Annotated in this window: 16 protein-coding genes; 7 read left to right on the top strand and 9 right to left on the bottom strand. The window is 56.2% G+C overall.

Annotation, left to right across the window (positions count from 1 at the left end):
- Positions 1-642: 642 nt before the first annotated feature.
- Positions 643-1584, top strand: coding sequence for a TIGR01212 family radical SAM protein (locus HV355_RS08710; RefSeq protein ID WP_182401796.1), 942 nt, complete (start codon positions 643-645; stop codon positions 1582-1584).
- Here the strand turns inward: HV355_RS08710 and HV355_RS08705 are convergent.
- Complete coding sequence (locus HV355_RS08705) at positions 1564-3066, bottom strand: helicase HerA-like C-terminal domain-containing protein (protein ID WP_182401632.1); 1503 nt, start codon at positions 3064-3066, stop codon at positions 1564-1566. The genes HV355_RS08710 and HV355_RS08705 overlap by 21 nt on opposite strands.
- A 137-nt stretch (positions 3067-3203) precedes the next feature.
- Between HV355_RS08705 and HV355_RS08700 the strand changes: the two genes are divergently transcribed.
- Complete coding sequence (locus tag HV355_RS08700) at positions 3204-4850, top strand: dihydroxyacetone kinase subunit DhaK (protein ID WP_182401629.1); 1647 nt, start codon at positions 3204-3206, stop codon at positions 4848-4850.
- A gap of 92 nt (positions 4851-4942) precedes the next feature.
- Here HV355_RS08700 and HV355_RS08695 read toward each other — a convergent pair whose 3' ends face one another.
- The 5 genes from HV355_RS08695 to pepA form a co-directional block, all read right to left on the bottom strand.
- Positions 4943-5962, bottom strand: a complete 1020-nt coding sequence (locus HV355_RS08695) for an NAD(P)-dependent alcohol dehydrogenase (protein ID WP_029739607.1) — start codon at positions 5960-5962, stop codon at positions 4943-4945.
- An 83-nt stretch (positions 5963-6045) separates the two neighbouring features.
- Entirely contained in the window at positions 6046-6549 is a 504-nt protein-coding gene (locus HV355_RS08690) for a GNAT family N-acetyltransferase (protein WP_010436090.1), read from the bottom strand.
- Positions 6550-6672: 123 nt separating this feature from the next.
- Positions 6673-9528 carry a valine--tRNA ligase gene (locus HV355_RS08685; protein ID WP_182401627.1) on the bottom strand — a complete coding sequence of 952 codons (2856 nt, stop codon included), beginning with the start codon at positions 9526-9528 and terminating at the stop codon, positions 6673-6675.
- A complete protein-coding gene (holC, locus tag HV355_RS08680; protein ID WP_010436086.1) occupies positions 9528-9971 on the bottom strand; it encodes a DNA polymerase III subunit chi in 444 nt (147 codons plus the stop codon). The genes HV355_RS08685 and holC overlap by 1 nt, the downstream gene beginning before the upstream one ends.
- A gap of 118 nt (positions 9972-10089) precedes the next feature.
- Positions 10090-11601, bottom strand: coding sequence for a leucyl aminopeptidase (gene pepA / locus HV355_RS08675; RefSeq protein ID WP_010436084.1), 1512 nt, complete (start codon positions 11599-11601; stop codon positions 10090-10092).
- A gap of 265 nt (positions 11602-11866) precedes the next feature.
- On the opposite strand from pepA, the gene lptF reads away from it, so the two are divergent.
- From lptF to mtgA, 5 genes are all read left to right on the top strand, one after another.
- Positions 11867-12967, top strand: coding sequence for an LPS export ABC transporter permease LptF (lptF, locus tag HV355_RS08670; RefSeq protein WP_089597752.1), 1101 nt, complete (start codon positions 11867-11869; stop codon positions 12965-12967).
- Positions 12967-14049 (top strand): LPS export ABC transporter permease LptG, encoded by a 1083-nt coding sequence (gene lptG / locus HV355_RS08665; RefSeq protein ID WP_010436079.1) that lies wholly within the window; start codon positions 12967-12969, stop codon positions 14047-14049. The genes lptF and lptG overlap by 1 nt, the downstream gene beginning before the upstream one ends.
- Positions 14050-14184: 135 nt before the next feature.
- Positions 14185-16518, top strand: coding sequence for an aerobic respiration two-component sensor histidine kinase ArcB (arcB, locus tag HV355_RS08660; RefSeq protein WP_182401625.1), 2334 nt, complete (start codon positions 14185-14187; stop codon positions 16516-16518).
- A 231-nt stretch (positions 16519-16749) separates the two neighbouring features.
- Positions 16750-17403 (top strand): isoprenoid biosynthesis glyoxalase ElbB, encoded by a 654-nt coding sequence (elbB, locus tag HV355_RS08655; RefSeq protein ID WP_182401624.1) that lies wholly within the window; start codon positions 16750-16752, stop codon positions 17401-17403.
- The gene (mtgA, locus tag HV355_RS08650; protein WP_126545330.1) at positions 17400-18125 is read left to right on the top strand and encodes a monofunctional biosynthetic peptidoglycan transglycosylase; all 726 of its coding nucleotides are present in this window, start codon (positions 17400-17402) and stop codon (positions 18123-18125) included. The genes elbB and mtgA overlap by 4 nt, the downstream gene beginning before the upstream one ends.
- Before the next feature lie 39 nt (positions 18126-18164).
- On the opposite strand, the gene npr is transcribed toward mtgA, so the two are convergent.
- The 3 genes from npr to ptsN are packed head-to-tail and all read right to left on the bottom strand — an operon-like array spanning position 18165 to position 19825.
- Positions 18165-18437 (bottom strand): PTS phosphocarrier protein NPr, encoded by a 273-nt coding sequence (gene npr / locus HV355_RS08645; protein WP_003861872.1) that lies wholly within the window; start codon positions 18435-18437, stop codon positions 18165-18167.
- Positions 18434-19288, bottom strand: a complete 855-nt coding sequence (rapZ, locus tag HV355_RS08640) for an RNase adapter RapZ (protein WP_010436066.1) — start codon at positions 19286-19288, stop codon at positions 18434-18436. Before rapZ ends, npr begins: the two co-directional genes overlap by 4 nt.
- Before the next feature lie 45 nt (positions 19289-19333).
- Positions 19334-19825 carry a PTS IIA-like nitrogen regulatory protein PtsN gene (gene ptsN, locus HV355_RS08635; protein WP_010436064.1) on the bottom strand — a complete coding sequence of 164 codons (492 nt, stop codon included), beginning with the start codon at positions 19823-19825 and terminating at the stop codon, positions 19334-19336.
- Positions 19826-19836 lie beyond the last annotated feature (11 nt).

Raw genomic sequence — 19836 nt, 5'->3', positions numbered from 1 at the left:
CCGTGGCGCACAGGCACAGAAAGAGCATGGCGACGGGGTTTGCGTTTCGTACGCGGACCTCGCATTCGCCCTCTTTTTCATCCTTTCGCGCAGGTAAACAAGTTTGAGGACTTGCTTCAGAGGGAATCTCAATTACTGCATAAATATGATGAGCAGGCCGCTCATCCAGAAAGCTTCCAGCGGATTTCCAACTTATCGGGAATTGGTACACAGGTCAAATGGCAATCTTATTTATACAAAAATGTGCTAAAGAGGGATTATCTGGTTGTAATTAAAGGATATTTAACTATTTTTACATTGATTGTAAGCCCTGGCAGGACGCAGCGGAGTGTGATCTGACTCACTATATGAAAGCGGTATTATCAATGTAGCGTGCTGAATAGCCGTTTTATAGCAGAATAATAATCTGGCATTGACTGCAAACCCGCATAAACCCACTGTTTTTCAGTGGTGGCGCTATAAATGAAAAAAACAATCAGAACATAAGGAAAAGTAATTACGAGTGGTGTGAATGAAACTGCAGTAATCTTGAGTATTTATTCATATGGATAAAGGCCGTCCAGGGCGATTGATCCAGGTCATCGCCGACAGAGGCTAAAAATGGCAGGCTTGTCCCCTTTCTCCGGGACGGTCTATCAGATTATGCAGTTACAGAAATTAGTCAATATGTTTGGTGGGGATCTTTTGCAGCGATACGGACAAAAGGTTCATAAGCTGACGCTGCACGGCGGGTTTAGCTGCCCGAATCGCGATGGCACCATCGGGCGCGGCGGCTGCACCTTCTGTAACGTTGCGTCCTTTGCTGACGAAGCTCAGCAGCATCACTCTATCGCGGAACAGCTCGCGCACCAGGCGAGCCTGGTGAACCGCGCGAAGCAGTATCTGGCCTATTTCCAGGCCTACACCAGCACGTGGGGGGAGGTGCAGGTGCTGCGCTCGATGTATCAGCAGGCGGTCAGCCAGGCTAGCATCGTAGGGCTATGCGTGGGGACGCGCCCGGACTGCGTACCGGACGCGGTGCTGGACCTGCTCAGCGAGTACCAAGAACAAGGCTACGAGATCTGGCTGGAGCTGGGCTTGCAAACCGCGCACGACAAAACCCTGCACCGCATCAATCGCGGTCATGATTTCGCCTGCTACCAGCGCACCACGCGGCTGGCCCGTGAGCGTGGGCTGAAAGTCTGTTCGCATCTGATTGTTGGGTTACCCGGCGAAGGTCAACAGCATGGTCTTGAAACGCTGGAAAAGGTGGTTGAGACCGGCGTGGACGGCATTAAGCTGCATCCGCTGCATATCGTTACGGGAAGCATTATGGCGAAAGCCTGGGAAGCAGGGCGGTTAAGCGGTATTGAGCTCGACGACTATACGGTGACGGCAGGGGAGATGATTCGCCACACACCGCCAGAAATTGTCTACCACCGCATCTCCGCCAGCGCCCGCCGTCCAACGCTTCTGGCACCGCTATGGTGTGAGAACCGCTGGACGGGGATGGTGGAAATCGACCGCTATCTACAAGAGAACGGTGTACAGGGGTCGGCGCTTGGCCGCCCGTGGGTTCCCCGTCTACCGGCGACGGCCGCCTAACAGGCTTCCCAGCATACCGCGCACTATCTGATTAGTGACCTGTCGTGCGGCACTTTTCGCCATGGTTTGTACCACGCCGTCGCGCTTGCCGCCGCGCGGCCCGGTGCTGCCGAAGAGGATGTCTTTGAGCCCCCCGAGAATACCGTCATCCACGGCGACAGACTGCCCTTTTGCGGCAGGCGCATCCTGCGATTCCGTTGTCGCCTGAACCCCTTTTTGCAGCATCTCGAACGCGGACTCCCGGTCCACTTCGTCTTCGTACTTTCCGTAAACCGGAGAGTGGTTAATCAGGCCGTTGCGTTCATCGTCGGTAACCGGCCCCATGCGCGAGCGGGGCGCGATCACCATAGCGCGTTCCACCACGGATGGGCTGCCCTTCGCATCCAGGAACGAGATCAGCGCTTCACCGGTGCCTAACGCCTGAATCGCCGCTTCGGTATCAAAGGCCGGATTGGCGCGCATGGTTTGCGCGGCGGCTTTTACTGCTTTCTGATCTTTTGGCGTAAAGGCGCGCAGGGCGTGCTGCACGCGGTTACCAAGCTGACCGAGCACGTTATCCGGGATATCCGACGGGTTTTGCGACACAAACCAGACGCCAACGCCTTTGGAGCGGATCAGGCGAATGACCTGTTCAATTTTATCCAGCAATACCTGCGGCGCGTCGTTAAACAGCAGGTGCGCTTCGTCAAAGAAGAAGACCAGCTTCGGTTTTTCCAGATCGCCCGCTTCGGGTAACTGTTCGTACAGTTCGGAGAGCATCCACAGCAGGCTGGCGGCGTAGAGCTTTGGCGTCTGGTAGAGCTTTTCTGAACTCAGAATGTTGATGATGCCTTTGCCGCTGCTGTCGGTGCGCATCCAGTCTTTGATATCCAGCATCGGCTCGCCGAAGAAGTGCTCTGCACCCTGTTGCTCCAGGGTCAGCAACCCACGCTGAATGGCCCCTACCGAGGCGCTGCTGATGTTGCCGTACTGGTTCTGGAAGGATTTGGCGTTATCGCCGATGTACTGGGTAATGGCGCGCAGATCTTTGAAATCAAGCAGAAGCAGTCCCTGATCGTCGGCAATACGGAAGATAATGTTCAGCACGCCGGACTGTATGTCGTTGAGGTTAAGGAGCCTCGCCAGGAGAAGAGGACCGAGATCGGAGACGGTGGCGCGCACCGGGTGGCCTTTCTCACCAAAGATATCCCACACCACCACCGGATTGCTATGCGGCGTCCAGTCCGTGATGCCAATATTCTTCAGCCGTTCGAGCAGTTTTTCAGAGGCCGTCCCTTCCTGAGCCACACCGGTTAAATCGCCTTTCACGTCAGCCATAAAGACCGGTACGCCAATCTCCGAAAGCGACTCCGCCAGCTTTTGCAGGGTGACGGTTTTCCCCGTCCCGGTCGCTCCGGTGATCAGACCATGGCGGTTCGCCATCGCGGGCAGTAAATACAGCTCTTTTTCCGGCGTCCGGGCAATTAACAATGGTGTACTCATGATGCGCTTCCTCTCTTTGTCCTGGGTGGAGTATAGGCAAACTGGTCGCAATTTGGTTGAGTAAATTCCTGACTTTGCGGCGCATTATCCAGCGCGGACTATGCTTTTGCATACGGTTCACAACATTTTGGGAATGTATGTCCAGATTCTTTTTTAATGATCGCAAACAACTGGTTAACGATGCTATTGAAGGCATTCTGATTTCTGCTCCGCACGGAAACCTCGTCAAGCTTGATGTTGATCCTGCCATTCGAATTGTTGCGCGCGGCGACTGGGATAAAAGCCGCGTAGCGGTGATCTCCGGTGGGGGTTCCGGCCACGAACCGGCGCACGCTGGGTTTGTCGGAAAAGGGATGCTCACGGCGGCGGTATGTGGCGACCTGTTTGCCTCGCCGAGTGTGGATGCGGTGTTGAATGCCATTGTGGCGGTCACGGGCGATCGCGGCTGCCTGCTGATCGTCAAAAATTACACCGGTGACCGCCTGAATTTTGGTCTGGCGGCAGAAAAGGCCAAACGCTACGGCCTGAAGGTGGAGATGGTGATTGTGGCGGACGATATCGCGCTGCCGGACAACAAGCAGCCGCGCGGTATTGCCGGTACGGCGCTGGTGCATAAGATTGCGGGCTATGCGGCGGAGCACGGGAAATCGTTGAGTGAGGTGCGGGATATTGCGCAACAGGCCTGCGACAACCTCTGGAGCCTGGGCGTTGCGATGCAAACCTGTAACCTGCCCGGCAGCGACGAGGAAGAGGGGCGGATAAAGCAAGGCCACGTCGAGCTGGGTCTGGGCATTCACGGTGAGCCGGGGGCGTCCGTGGTGGATACGCAAAACAGCAAAGCGATTATCGACACGCTGGTGACGCCGCTCAAAACGCAGGCGGGCGAAGGGCGCTTTGCCGTGCTGATTAACAACCTCGGCGGCGTCTCGGCGCTCGAAATGGCGTTACTGACCAAAGAGCTGGCGCATTCGGCGCTGAAAGAGAACATTGCGTACCTGATTGGTCCGGCGCCGCTGGTGAGCGCGCTGGACATGAAAGGCTTTTCTCTGACGCTGCTGAAGCTCAACGATTTCTTCGAAAAGGCGATTCACGCCGAGGTCGAGACGCTGGGCTGGCAGAAGCCCGTGCCGTTCGCACCTTTACGTACCGTTGCGCATAGCGCCCTTCACGATCGCGTGGAATACACCCCGTCGGAAAACCCGCGGGTGAGTGAGTATGTCTCCTCGGTAACCGGGACGCTGATCGAACTTGAAAATCGCCTGAACGCGCTGGATGCGAAAGTGGGCGACGGGGATACGGGCTCCACCTTTGCGCAAGGTGCGCGGGATATTGCGCAACGTATGGAGGAGCACAAACTTCCGCTGAACGACGTGTCGACGCTGCTGCTGCTGGTGGGCGAGCGGCTGGCGACGGTGATGGGCGGATCGAGCGGGGTGCTGATGTCGATCTTCTTCACGGCGGCCGGACAAAAGCTTCACGATGGACAGCCTCTACCGGAGGCATTGCTCAGCGGACTGGCGCAGATGAAGCAGTATGGCGGCGCAGATCTTGGCGATCGCACGCTGATCGACGCGCTACAACCGGCGCTGGAGGCCTTGCAGAAAAAAGATCTTCAGTCAGCGGCGCAGGCGGCACAGCAGGGGGCAGAGGCAACGGCGAAAATGGAGAAAGCCGGAGCGGGGCGCTCGTCGTATGTGAATAAAGAGAATCTGGACGGGGTGATGGATCCGGGAGCGGTCGCGGTGGCAGAGGTGTTTAAAGCCATGGTAGAAGCAAAACGGTAACAGCCGTTACCGTTTTTAGTGTTTGCGCCCTCTCCCCGTGGGAGAGGGTTGGGGTGAGGGCATCAGGCCTCACATTTCCCGGCAATGTCACATCAAAAATCCGCTTTCAACACTACGCGGTAGCGGGCTTTGCCGTCACGCACGTGCTGGATCGCTTCGTTGATTTTCGACATCGGATACAGTTCGGTGGTCGGGGCCACTTTGGTGCGTCCGGCAAACTTCATCAGCTTGCGCAACTCAAACGGCGTACCGGTCGCGGAGCCTGACACGCTGCGATCCCCGCCGATCAGGGTAAACGCCGGCACCGGCAGCGGCTTCATTACCGCACCCACGGTGTGGAAGTTACCGCCGTAGGCCAGCGCTTCAAAGTACGGCTGCCAGTCGAGATCGACATTCACGGTGTTGATGATCAGATCAAACTGACCCGCCAGTGCGTTCAGTGCTTCCGGATCGCGGCTGTTCACCACTTTATCCGCACCCATCGCCAGCACTTCTTTCTCTTTCGCCGGGTTAGAACTGAATGCCGTCACTTCGCAGCCCATCGCGTGCAGCAGCTTGATGGCGATATGGCCCAGGCCGCCAATACCGATCACGCCCACACGACTGGTGGCGGTGATATGGTGCATCAGCAGCGGTTTGAAGACGGTGATACCGCCACACAGCAGCGGACCGGCGGATTCGATATCAATGCTGTCCGGCAGCGGGATGACCCATTGCCAGTCGGCGCGCAGCTTATCGGCAAAACCGCCTTTATTCAGGATGGTGGGAACGGCGCCTTCGAGGCAGTTAATCTGGTTGCCGCTGATACAGGCGTCGCAGTGACCACAGCTGCGTGCCGTCCAGCCAATGCCCACGCGCTGGCCTACCTTCAGCCCTTTGTCCTGCGCGGCGCTACCAAGCGCCACGACACGGCCAATGACTTCGTGCCCGGCAACCAGCGGGTAGCTGGAGAAGCCCCATTCGTTGTCGATCATCGAGAGATCCGAGTGGCAGATCCCGCAGTAATCAACCTGTACTTCGACGTCTTCTGCTTTTAGTTCGCCCGCATCGTACTCGTACAGCTCAAGTTCTGCACCCGCCTGCGGTGCGGCGTAGCTTTTTATCTTCGACATCGTGTTTCCCCTGTTATGGTGTGAACTGTGAGTGTAGAGCATCCGGTTTACAGCCGCTTAACAGAAGAGGGCAGGAACGGAAGTTACAGACTTTTCAGCATTCTGACTTCGCAATCAACGTGGCCGGTACAGCCCAGCGGCGCATCAATATGCTCAAAGCCGAGATGCTCATACAGGCCGATGGCCTCTTTGAGGAAGGCTGTGGTTTCGAGGTAACAGCGTTTGAAACCCTGGGTGCGCGCGTGCTCCAGGGCGACCAGCGCCAGCTTTTTCGCCAGACCCTGCCCGCGAACCGACGGCAGAAAATACATTTTCTGCAGCTCACAAATATCCGGCTCGCTGCAGCTTAGTGGTGCCACGCCGCCGCCGCCCACGACCTTGCCATTCTGCTCGATAACCCAGTAGGCATGGCCCGGCTGGTTGTACAGATGGAAAAGCTCATCGAGATTAGGATCGGCCACGGTGTAGCCTTTATCGGCTGTCAGCCCATATTCGGCGGAAACCGTGCGGATAACAGCGGCAATGGCCGGGTTGTCCTGCTCAGTGATCCGACGCATTGTCGTCGCGACGGGGGTAATCACGCTCATAGCATTACTCATGACAAAAATTGACACACAACTGCTGTTAATAGCACCGCAGAAAGGGGAGTGCAAGCGAGGAGTTTTCAGGAAGGTTACCCCTTACGCCCTGAAGCGTAAGGGGTAAAAGCATTACAGAGCGGCAATAACCGCCTGCTGCTCAATCAGTTTGGTCTTCGCATCGGCGAAAGCAACCAGACGTTCACGCTCTTTGGCGATGACCGCTTCCGGCGCGCGGGCCACAAAGCCTTCGTTCGCCAGTTTGCTTTCGATTTTGCCAATTTCCACGTCGACTTTCGCCACTTCTTTCGCCAGACGCGCCAGTTCGGCGTCTTTGTCGATCAGGCCCGCCATCGGGATCAGCAGCTCGGCACCGTCGATGATTTTGGTCACGGAAACCGGACCTTTTTCATCAGCAGGCAGCACGGTGATGCTTTCCAGACGCGCCATGGTCTTGAGGAAGGTGTTGTTCTCGCTGACGCGACGCACAGCAGCCTCGCTGCAGCCACGCAGCAGCAGCTCCAGTGGTTTGCCCGGGGCAATGTTCATTTCAGCACGGATGTTACGTACCGCAACGATCGCCTGTTTCAGCCACTCGGTGTCCGCAGACGCCGCTTCATCAACCTTCGCCGCATCGAATTCCGGGAACGGCTGCAGCATGATGGTGTCAGCGTTGATGCCTGCAATCACCTTCACGCGCTGCCAGATGGTTTCGGTGATGAATGGAATGACCGGATGCGCCAGGCGCAGCAGACCTTCCAGAACGGTAATCAGCGTGTTGCGCGTGCCGCGCAGCTCCGCCTCAGAACCGCCGTTCATCACCGGCTTCGCCAGCTCCAGATACCAGTCACAGAACTGGTTCCAGGTGAATTCGTACAGGATGCCCGCGGCGATATCGAAGCGGTAGCTATCCAGCGCGTCGCGGAACGCTTTCACCGTCTGGTTGAATTCCGCCAGGATCCAGCGGTCCGCCAGCGACAGGGTCATTTCGCCGCCGTTGAAGCCGCAATCCTGATCTTCGGTGTTCATCAGCACGAAGCGGCTGGCGTTCCAAAGCTTGTTACAGAAGTTACGGTAACCTTCCAGACGCTTCATGTCCCAATTGATGTCACGGCCGGTAGAGGCCAGCGCCGCCAGGGTGAAGCGCAGGGCGTCGGTACCGTGAGACTCGATCCCGTTTGGGAACTGCTTCTCGGTGCGCTTGCGGATTTTCTCAGCCAGCTGCGGCTGCATCATGTTGCCGGTACGTTTTTCCAGCAGGTCTTCCAGAGAGATACCGTCAACCATGTCCAGCGGGTCAATAACGTTGCCCTTGGACTTGGACATTTTCTGCCCTTCGTCGTCGCGGATCAGACCGGTCATGTAGACGGTGTGGAACGGAACCTGCGGCTTGCCGTCTTCGTCTTTGATGAAGTGCATGGTCATCATGATCATGCGGGCAATCCAGAAGAAGATGATGTCGAAACCGGACACCATCACGCTGGTTGGGTGGAACTGACGCAGCGCGTCGGTGTTTTCCGGCCAGCCGAGCGTGGAGAAGGTCCACAGCGCGGAGGAGAACCAGGTGTCCAGCACGTCTTCGTCCTGACGCAGGGCAACATCCGCGCTCAGGTTGTTTTCCTGACGCACTTCGTCTTCGGTGCGGCCAACGTAGACATTGCCTTCGTTGTCGTACCATGCCGGGATGCGGTGACCCCACCACAGCTGACGGGAGATACACCAGTCCTGAATATCGCGCATCCAGGAGAAGTACATGTTTTCATACTGCTTCGGCACGAACTGGATGCTGCCGTTCTCAACCGCTTCCACAGCCGGTTTCGCCAGCACGTCGGCACGCACGTACCACTGGTCGGTCAGCATTGGCTCGATAACCACGCCACCACGGTCGCCGTAAGGCACGGTCAGATCGTGAGGTTTTATCTCTTCCAGCAGGCCGAGCGCGTCGACGGCAGCCACAATCGCTTTACGCGCGGCAAAACGTTCCAGCCTCTGGAACTCAGCCGGGATGTCGCTGGAGTAAACGTCAGACTCTTCGCCTTTGGTGTCGTACACTTCTGCGCTTTCGCGGATATCGCCGTCGAAGGTCAGAATGTTGATCATCGGCAGGGCGTGACGACGGCCGACTTCGTAGTCGTTGAAGTCGTGTGCCGGGGTGATTTTTACGCAGCCGGTGCCTTTTTCCATGTCGGCGTGTTCGTCGCCCACAATCGGAATACGGCGGTTTACCAGCGGCAGCACCACGAATTTGCCGATCAGATCTTTATAACGTGGATCTTCCGGGTTAACGGCTACGCCGGTATCGCCCAGCAGAGTTTCCGGACGAGTCGTTGCGACCACCAGGTAATCTTTGCCGTCGGCGGTTTTCGCGCCGTCAGCCAGCGGATAGCGGATGTGCCACATGGAGCCTTTAGACTCGCGGTTTTCCACTTCCAGGTCAGAAATTGCGGTGCGCAGTTTCGGATCCCAGTTTACCAGGCGCTTGCCGCGGTAAATCAGGTCTTCTTTATACAGGCGCACGAAGACTTCTTTCACGGCGTTGGACAGGCCTTCGTCCATGGTGAAGCGCTCGCGCTCCCAGTCCACGGAGTTGCCGAGACGACGCATCTGGCGGGTAATGGTACCGCCGGATTCTGCCTTCCACTGCCAGATTTTGTCGATGAACGCGTCGCGACCGTAGTCGTGGCGGGTTTTACCTTCTTCAGCGGCAATTTTACGCTCAACCACCATCTGGGTTGCGATACCCGCGTGGTCAGTCCCCGCCTGCCACAGGGTGTTTTTACCCTGCATGCGCTGGTAGCGGATCATGGTGTCCATGATGGTCTGCTGGAAAGCATGTCCCATATGCAAACTGCCGGTGACGTTCGGCGGCGGGATCATGATGCAGAAGGACTCTTTGCTTTCGTCGCCGTTAGGCTTGAAATAGCCCTGCTGTTCCCAGTGCTCGTAAAGCGGCTGTTCGATATCGCGTGGGTTATATGTCTTTTCCATTATTTCCAGGTTGCCGTATTCAGGTTAAAACCAGCCAGGCGGTACGCTTTATAGCGTTCGCGCGCCAGTTGTTTCAAAGATTCTTCGTAAGGGACAAAGTCTACCACTTCTGTGAAAGCGGTGGCAAAATCTGCAAAGTCTACCCGCAGGCTAATGAGAATATCGCGCGCGCTGCTGTTGCGCTTCTGCGGCCAGGCAATTTCAACCGGCGCTCCACCGCGCGGACCTTCGCCCGACAGGTTATGCGGCACAAAACTCTCCGGCGGGCGGGCCCACAGCGCTTCATCAAGGCGAATCGCCTGCTGCTCATCTTCACAGGCAATCAACACGCGTTTACCTGCGCGCCAACGTTCTGCGGCAATGTCACACACCAGCTGTTCGACGGCGCTGAGGCCATCCTGATGCGTGTCGTTGTCCAGAAGGTAGAACGTTGCATTCTTCATATATGGGGCTTCTTGTCGTGGATTTAAATGCAAAGCCGGGTGGGGCTACGCTTACCCGGCCTACGGTTGAGTGACGTTGTAGGCCGGGTAAGGCGAAGCCGCCACCCGGCGTTTTTCATCACTCGTCGCCGTTAAAACCCGCACGATTAAGCAGGAACTGCGACAGCAGCGCGACCGGACGACCGGTTGCGCCCTTGGCTTTACCGGAGCGCCATGCGGTGCCCGCGATATCCAGGTGCGCCCAGTTGTACTTGCGGGTGAAGCGCGCCAGGAAGCAGCCCGCGGTGATCGCACCGCCAGGACGACCGCCGATGTTCGCCATATCCGCAAAGTTGGACTCCAGCTGCTCCTGGAACTCATCGCCCAGCGGCAGACGCCACGCGCGGTCACCGGCCTGTTCGGACGCGCCGATAAGCTCGTGTGCCAGCGGGTTGTGGTTCGACATCAGGCCGGTGATGTGGTGGCCCAGCGCAATCACGCAGGCGCCGGTCAGCGTTGCCACGTCGATTACCGCTTCAGGTTCGAAGCGCTCAACGTAGGTCAGCACATCGCACAGTACCAGACGGCCTTCGGCGTCGGTATTCAGCACTTCAACAGTCTGGCCGGACATGGTGGTCAGCACGTCTCCAGGACGGTAAGCGCGACCGCCAGGCATGTTTTCACAGCCCGCCAGCACGCCGATGACGTTAATCGGCAACTGAAGCTCAGCGACCATGCGCATGACGCCGTAAACCGCCGCCGCACCGCACATGTCGTACTTCATCTCGTCCATGCCTTCGGCAGGTTTGATGGAGATACCGCCGGAGTCGAAAGTCAGGCCTTTACCGACCAGTACGATCGGACGCGCGTCTTCAGACGGGTTGCCCTTGTACTCAATCACCGACATCAGGGATTCGTTCTGCGAGCCGTTGCCGACTGCCAGATAAGAGTGCATTCCCAGCTCTTTCATCTGCTGTTCGCCGATGACGCGAGTGATGACATTCTTGCTGTAGGAATCCGCCAGCTGACGCGCCTGAGAGGCCAGGTACGCGGCGTTACAGATGTTTGGCGGCATGTTGCCGAGATCTTTAGCGGCTTTAATACCGGCGGCAATCGCCAGACCGTGCTGAATAGCGCGCTCGCCGCTGGTCAGCTCACGGCGGGTAGGCACGTTGAAGACCATTTTACGCAGCGGGCGGCGCGGCTCGCTTTTATTGGTCTTGAGCTGGTCGAAGCTGTACAGGCTCTCTTTTGCGGTTTCGACGGCCTGGCGCACTTTCCAGTAGGTGTTACGGCCTTTGACGTGCAGTTCAGTCAGGAAGCAGACGGCTTCCATTGAGCCGGTATCATTCAGGGTATTAATCGTTTTCTGAATCACCTGCTTATACTGACGCTCATCCAGCTCACGCTCTTTGCCGCAGCCAATCAGCAGAATGCGTTCGGACAGGACGTTCGGAACATGGTGCAGTAACAGCGTCTGCCCAGGTTTACCTTCCAGTTCGCCACGGCGCAGCAGGGCGCTGATGTAGCCGTCACTGATTTTATCGAGTTGTTCGGCGATCGGGGAGAGTCGGCGCGGTTCAAACACGCCCACAACGATGCAGGCACTCCGCTGTTTCTCCGGGCTACCGCTTTTTACACTGAACTCCATGCACTACGCTCCTGAATCTTAAAGACAACGGCGGCAGCTACGGATAGAATTGAAACCTTTCGTAACTCATGTCCGCGGTTGTGGTGACTTCGTGTTAATCTTACGTTACTACGGTTTCGGCACGTCATTAAATGTTCTGAAGCGCGAATCCGCCGGGTTTTTTAATCTTAGCGATGATTTCGACGACTCAAGAGAATAAATGACGTTTAAGCCATGAAACAAGCTAAATTCCTGCAAAAGACGAGTTTTAACGGGCGTATTTAAAGTGATAATCATAAGATATCTGGTGCGGGAGACGCTGAAGAGCCAACTGGCGATCCTCTTTATCCTTCTTCTGATCTTTTTCTGTCAGAAGCTGGTCAAGATCCTCGGCGCGGCGGTTGACGGTGAAATCCCAACAAATCTGGTGCTTTCTCTGCTCGGATTAGGCGTGCCTGAAATGGCGCAGCTCATTCTGCCGTTAAGCCTTTTCCTCGGTTTACTGATGACGCTCGGTAAGCTGTATACCGAAAGTGAAATCACGGTGATGCATGCCTGCGGCTTAAGCAAAGCCGTGTTGGTGAAAGCGGCTATGGTGCTGGCGTTGTTCACTGGGATCGTTGCTGCCGTGAACGTCATGTGGGCAGGCCCCGCGTCATCTCGTCACCAGGACGAAGTGCTGGCGGAAGCAAAAGCTAACCCGGGGCTGGCCGCGCTGGCACAGGGTCAGTTCCAGCAGGCCACCGACGGTAATTCTGTTCTCTTTATCGAAAGCGTTGACGGCAGCCGCTTTAACGATGTGTTTCTTGCTCAGTTGCGTACTAAAGGTAACGCCCGTCCTTCCGTGGTGGTCGCCGATTCTGGTCAACTGGCACAGCGTAAAGATGGTTCCCAGGTTGTGACCCTGAACAAAGGGACGCGCTTTGAAGGCACAGCGATGCTGCGCGATTTCCGTATCACCGATTTCCAGAACTACCAGGCGATTATTGGTCATCAGGCCGTCGCGCTCGATCCGACTGACACCGAACAGATGGATATGCGTACCCTGATCAACACCGATACCGATCGTGCGCGTGCTGAACTGCACTGGCGCATCACGCTGGTATTCACCGTGTTTATGATGGCATTGATGGTTGTTCCGCTGAGCGTGGTGAACCCGCGTCAGGGACGCGTGCTGTCGATGCTTCCGGCCATGCTGTTGTATCTGGTGTTCTTCCTGCTCCAGACGTCAATTAAGTCCAACGGTGGCAAAGGGAAAATTGACCCGGTTGTCTGGACCTGGGTAGTGAATGGTCTGTATCTGCTGCTGGCGGTGGGCCTCAACTTGTGGGATACGGTGCCAATGCGTCGAATCCGTGCCCGGTTTACGCGTAAAGGAGCCATCTAATGCAGGCATTTGGCGTTCTTGACCGCTATATCGGTAAAACGATTTTTACCACCATCATGATGACCCTGTTCATGCTGGTGTCGCTCTCCGGCATTATCAAGTTTGTCGACCAGCTGAAAAAAGCCGGGCAGGGGAGCTATGACGCGCTGGGCGCGGGGATGTATACCTTGCTCAGCGTGCCAAAAGACGTGCAAATCTTCTTCCCGATGGCGGCCTTGCTGGGCGCGCTGCTGGGGCTGGGGATGCTGGCGCAGCGTAGCGAACTGGTGGTGATGCAGGCTTCCGGCTTTACCCGTATGCAGGTTGCGCTGTCCGTCATGAAAACCGCGATCCCACTGGTGCTGTTGACCATGGCGATTGGCGAGTGGGTGGCGCCGCAGGGTGAACAGATGGCGCGTAACTACCGCGCTCAGGCCATGTACGGCGGCTCACTGCTCTCAACGCAGCAAGGTCTGTGGGCGAAAGACGGTAATAGCTTCGTCTATATCGAGCGCGTGAAAGGTGATGACGAACTGGGCGGTGTGAGTATTTACACCTTTAACGATGAACGTCGTTTGAAGTCTGTGCGTCACGCCTCCTCTGCAAAATTTGATGCTGAACACAAACAGTGGCGTCTCTCTCAGGTGGATGAATCTGACCTGAACGATCCGAAGCAGATCACCGGGACGCAGACGGTTTCCGGTACCTGGAAGACCAACCTGACGCCGGACAAGCTGGGCGTGGTTGCGCTGGACCCTGATGCGCTCTCTATCAGCGGCCTGCATAACTACGTGAAGTATCTGAAGTCGAGTGGACAAGACGCCGGGCGTTATCAGCTCAATATGTGGAGTAAAATTTTCCAGCCGATGTCTGTCGCGGTAATGATGCTGATGGCGCTGTCGTTTATCTTCGGTCCATTGCGTAGCGTGCCGATGGGCGTGCGCGTCGTGACCGGTATCAGCTTCGGCTTTGTGTTCTACGTCCTGGACCAGATCTTCGGTCCGTTGACGCTGGTTTACGGTATCCCGCCGATTATCGGCGCGCTGCTGCCAAGCGCCAGCTTCTTCCTGATCAGCCTCTGGCTGCTGCTAAAACGTTCCTGATTGTTCTCTCCTCGCTTCCGGTTTGCCGGAAGCGAGGCTAATCTCCTGTTTCACCCCGCACTTTTTCTCACAACCTTCAACGCCTCGCCGCGAATTTGAGTATTATTGAGCGATAACGTCGTGAAGGGATCCCCTATGAAGCAAATTCGAATGCTGGCCCAGTATTACGTCGACCTGATGATGAAGCTCGGGCTGGTGCGTTTCTCCTTACTGCTGGCACTGGCGCTGGTCGTTCTGGCGATTGTCGTGCAAATGGCCGTGACTATGGTTCTGCATGGTCAGGTTGAAAGCATCGACGTGATTCGCTCTATTTTCTTCGGCCTGTTGATCACGCCGTGGGCGGTCTATTTCCTGTCGGTGGTAGTGGAGCAACTGGAGGAGTCCCGTCAGCGTTTATCAAAACTGGTGGATAAGCTGGAAGAGATGCGCGAGCGCGATCTCAAGCTTAACGTCCAGCTCAAGGATAATATTGCGCAGTTGAATCAGGAGATTTCGGACCGCGAGAAGGCTGAAGCTGAACGTCAGGCTACGCTGGAGCAACTGAAAATCGAGATGAAAGAGCGCGAAGTGACGCAGATCCAGCTCGAACAGCAATCCTCTTTCCTGCGCTCCTTCCTGGACGCCTCGCCGGATCTGGTTTTCTATCGTAACGAAGATAAAGAATTCTCCGGCTGTAACCGCGCAATGGAGCTGCTGACCGGCAAAAGTGAAAAACAGCTGGTTAACCTCAAACCGCAGGATGTCTATTCCGAAGAAGCGGCTGCCAAAGTGATGGAGACGGATGAAAAAGTCTTCCGCCACAACGTGTCGCTCACCTATGAACAGTGGCTGGATTATCCCGACGGTCGTAAAGCCTGCTTTGAGATCCGCAAAGTGCCGTATTACGACCGCGTGGGGAAACGCCACGGCCTGATGGGATTTGGCCGCGATATCACCGAGCGTAAGCGCTATCAGGATGCGCTGGAACGCGCCAGCCGCGACAAGACCACCTTCATTTCCACCATCAGCCACGAACTGCGTACGCCGCTGAACGGCATCGTTGGGCTGAGCCGTATTCTTCTCGACACCGACCTGACCGGCGAGCAGGAAAAATACCTCAAAACGATCCATGTCTCCGCTGTCACGCTGGGCAATATCTTTAACGATATTATCGACATGGATAAAATGGAGCGCCGTAAGGTGCAGCTTGATAACCAGCCGGTGGATTTCACCGGTTTCCTGGCAGACCTGGAGAACCTCTCCGGCCTGCAGGCCCAGCAAAAAGGGCTGAGCTTTGTGATGGAGCCAACCCTGCCGCTGCCGCATAAAGTGGTCACGGACGGCACGCGCCTGCGCCAGATCCTGTGGAACCTTATCAGCAATGCCGTGAAGTTTACCCAGAAGGGGCGGGTTGCGGTGCGTATTCGCTATGACGAAGGGGATATGCTGCACTTCGAGATTGAGGACTCGGGTATCGGCATTCCGCAGGAAGAGCAGGATAAGATCTTTGCCATGTACTACCAGGTAAAAGACAGTAACGGCGGTAAACCGGCGACCGGGACCGGTATTGGTCTGGCGGTGTCGAAACGTCTGGCGAAAAGCATGGGCGGTGATATCACGGTTGCCAGCCATCCGGGCAAAGGTTCAACCTTTACCCTGACGGTGCATGCGCCCGCGGTGGCTGAAGAGGTGGAAGATACCTTTGAGAACGACGATATGCCGCTGCCCGCTCTGCATGTTCTGTTGGTGGAGGACATCGAACTGAACGTGATTGTGGCGCGTTCCGTACTGGAAAAACTCGGTAACAGCGTCGATGTGGCGATGACCGGTAAAGCGGCGCTGGAGATGTTTACGCCTGGCGAGTATGACCTGGTCCTGCTGGATATTCAGCTTCCGGACATGACCGGGCTGGATATCTCCCGTGAGCTTACGCGCAAATATGCTGCCGATGAGCTGCCGCCGCTGGTGGCGCTGACGGCGAACGTACTGAAAGACAAAAAAGAGTACCTCGATGCCGGTATGGATGATGTGCTCAGCAAGCCGCTGGCGGTGCCTGCCCTGACCGCCATGATCAAGAAGTTCTGGGATACCCGTGATGAAGAGGAGAGCACCATGACGTCTGTTGATAGCGCGAAAGCACATACCCTACTCGATACCGCGATGCTGGAGCAGTATATCGATCTGGTGGGGCCAAAACTGATTACCGATGGTCTGGCAGTTTTCGAAAAAATGATGCCGGGCTACTTAAGCGTGCTTGAGTCCAACCTGACGGCGCGCGATCGGAAAGGTATCGTTGAAGAGGGGCACAAAATCAAAGGTGCGGCCGGCTCGGTGGGGCTACGCCATCTTCAGCAGCTGGGGCAACAGATTCAATCGCCTGATTTACCTGCGTGGGAAGATAATGTTGGTGAATGGGTTGAAGAGATGAAACAAGAGTGGCAAAACGATGTGGCGGTACTGAAAGCCTGGGTGGATGCCAGAAAAAAATGACCCCGGCTTAACCGGGGTGCGCGAATACTGCGCCAACACCAGGGAAATCGTGGCTGCGCCTGATTTTTCGTGTTGTTTTCGCTTGGACGCCGCCTGAATATTGAGGCCGCACGCAGATAAGATAGCAAATCTTAAATGGTTTGTTACATGAATCAGTGAAATGTGTGAAGCATAGCGGTTTAATCAGAATTTTTAATGTGCTTCAGCAGGTTGCAAAGAAGGAACGTCATAATGAAAAAGATTGGTGTCGTGCTGAGCGGTTGTGGTGTTTACGACGGTTCAGAGATACATGAAGCCGTATTAACGCTGCTGGCATTATCTCGTCAGGGTGCTGAAGCGATCTGCTTCGCGCCGGATAAAAGCCAGGCGGATGTGCTCAACCATCTTACCGGCGAGCCGATGGCGGAAACGCGTAACGTCCTGATTGAAGCCGCGCGTATCGCCCGGGGCGCTGTCCAACCCCTGGCGCAGGCTGATGTCTCAACGCTGGATGCGTTGATCGTGCCGGGTGGCTTTGGCGCAGCCAAGAATCTCAGCACCTTTGCTTCAGAAGGGGCAGAGTGCCATGTCGACCCCGATTTAAAACGGCTCGCCCAGGCGCTGCATGCAGCAGGCAAGCCGCTGGGTTTCATCTGTATTGCCCCGGCCATGCTGCCCCGGATCTTTGACTTCCCGCTGCGCCTGACCATCGGGACCGATATTGATACCGCAGAGATCGTCGAAGATATGGGCGGCGAGCATGTTCCTTGTCCGGTGGATGATATTGTGGTCGATGAAGACAACAAGATCGTCACCACGCCCGCCTATATGCTGGCGCAATCCATCGCTGAAGCAGCCACGGGCATTGATAAGCTGGTGGACAGAGTGCTGGTTCTCTCGCAATGAGCCGTAAATTTGCTGCGGGTACGTGGATAAAACGTACCCTGTTACGCGTTGTGCTTGTACTGGCCGTCTTCTGGGGCGGCGGGATCGCCTTATTCAGCGTTCTGCCGGTACCCTTTTCCGCCGTGATGGTTGAGCGCCAGCTCAGCGCGTGGTTGACCGGTGATTTCGGCTATGTCGCCCATTCGGACTGGGTAAGCATGGATGAGATCTCACCGTTCATGGGGCTGGCCGTGATTGCGGCAGAAGATCAGAAATTCCCGGAGCACTGGGGTTTTGACATGGCGGCCATCGAGAAGGCGCTCGCCCACAACGAGCGTCACGAAAATCGCGTGCGCGGTGCGTCGACGCTGTCGCAGCAGACGGCCAAAAACCTGTTTTTATGGGATGGTCGAAGCTGGGTGCGAAAAGGGCTGGAAGCGGGGTTAACCCTGGGGATGGAAACGGTCTGGAGCAAAAAGCGCATTCTGACCGTCTATCTCAACGTCGCTGAGTTTGGCGACGGCATATTCGGCGTGGAAGCTGCCGCGCAGCGTTATTTCAATAAGCCAGCCAGTCGTCTGAGTATGTCAGAAGCGGCGCTATTGGCCGCTGTTTTACCGAATCCCATCCGTTTTAAAGCCAGTGCGCCGTCAGGGTACGTGCGAAGCCGTCAGGCGTGGATCATGCGCCAGATGCGTCAGCTAGGTGGGGAAGGGTTTATGCAGCGAAATAATCTTATGTAGGGCGGGTAAGCGCAGCGCCACCCGCCTGACTGGCAGACCTTAATCTTCGTCGAACCCTGCGTTGAACAGCGCAATCACCGCCGCCAGCGCTTCCTCTTCCTGGGGGCCGGTGGCCTCGACTTCAATCTGGCGACCTTTCGCTGAGTCCAGCATCAGCAGTGCGATCACGCTGTTGGCCTCTGCCTCTGTGCCTTCATCGTTACGCAGCAGAACCTCCGCATCAAAACCTTGCATCAGTTCAAACAATTTCATTGCCGGGCGTGCATGCATGCCCAGCTTGTTGGTGATCTCAACGGTTTGTTTTACGGTCATGTTTTACGTTTTTCCAGCGTGCGATGACGGGACTGAACGTTCTTTCCGCGTGAGCGGAAGTAGTCGGCCAGCTGTTCGGCGATATAAACCGAACGATGTTTACCGCCGGTACAGCCAATCGCTACCGTCAGATAGCTACGATTGTTTGTCTCCAGCATAGGTAACCATAGCTCAAGGTAGCTTCGCGTCTGGTAGATAAAATTGTGAACTTCTGTGTGTCTGTCGAGGAAGGCCGCCACGGGCTTATCCAGACCGGTCATTGGACGCAGTTTGGGATCCCAGTGCGGGTTCGGCAGGAAGCGCACGTCGAAAACATAATCCGCATCGATAGGAATACCGTGCTTAAAGCCGAAGGATTCAAACACCATCGTCAATTCACGCTCGCGTTTACCCAGCAGACGGGTTCGCAGCATTTCCGCCAGTTCGTGCACGGACATTTCGGAGGTGTCAACAATCAGGTCGGCCCGGGAGCGCAGCGGTTCCAGCAGATCGCTCTCTTCGTCGATGGCACTTTCCAGCGAAAGGTTTTTACTGGAAAGCGGGTGCAAACGACGGGTATCGCTGTAGCGACGGATCAGGGTGTTACGATCGGCATCGAGGAACAACAGCTGAGGCGAGAAGCACTCTGGCAGATTGCTCATGGCCTGTTCAAAGACCTCAGGTGATTCTGGCATGTTACGGACATCGATGCTGACGGCGGCAGAAATTTGTCTGTCCGCTAGCGTCCGCGCCAGATCGGGCAACAGCACCACCGGCAGGTTATCTACGCAGTAAAACCCCATATCTTCCAGCGCGCGCAGGGCGACGGATTTCCCCGACCCCGAGCGACCGCTGACGATCATCAGCACCATGTTCCGTTTCTCCTCAGGACAACAGATGTGAAGGCCATCTCCCGGTTACGCATCATCCTGATTGCCTTCTGCTTCAGTGATAATCTGGAAGAGCTCTTCATCACTTTGCGCTGAACGCAGTCGACGGCAAATGGTTTTATCGGCCAGGCGTTTAGCGACCAGCGACAACGTATGCAGATGGGTCTTTGTCTGGTCTGCTGGCACCAGCAGCGCGAAGAGGAGATCGACGGGCTGGTTATCAATGGCATCAAAGGCGATGGGTGTTTCAAGCTGCACAAACACGCCGACGGCACGCAAGGTGTCTTCTTCGAGTTTGCCATGCGGGATCGCGATGCCGTTGCCGATGCCGGTACTGCCCATTTTTTCACGGGTCAGGATAGCTTCGAACACCACCTGTGGCGGCAGGCCCAGCTGTTTTGCGGCCAGTTCACTGATGATCTCCAGCGCACGTTTTTTGCTCTGGCAGTGAACACCACTGCGGGTACATTCCTGGTTAAGGACATTGCTCAGTTGAAGAGCCGAATCGTTGTTCATCATAATTTCACCTA

Origin of the sequence: Enterobacter sp. RHBSTW-01064, assembly GCF_014103035.1 — a bacterium.
GTDB classification, from domain to species: Bacteria; Pseudomonadota; Gammaproteobacteria; order Enterobacterales; family Enterobacteriaceae; genus Enterobacter; species Enterobacter mori.
The sequence above is the reverse complement of the archived record's forward strand: the minus strand, read 5'-3'. Positions and strand labels throughout refer to the sequence as shown.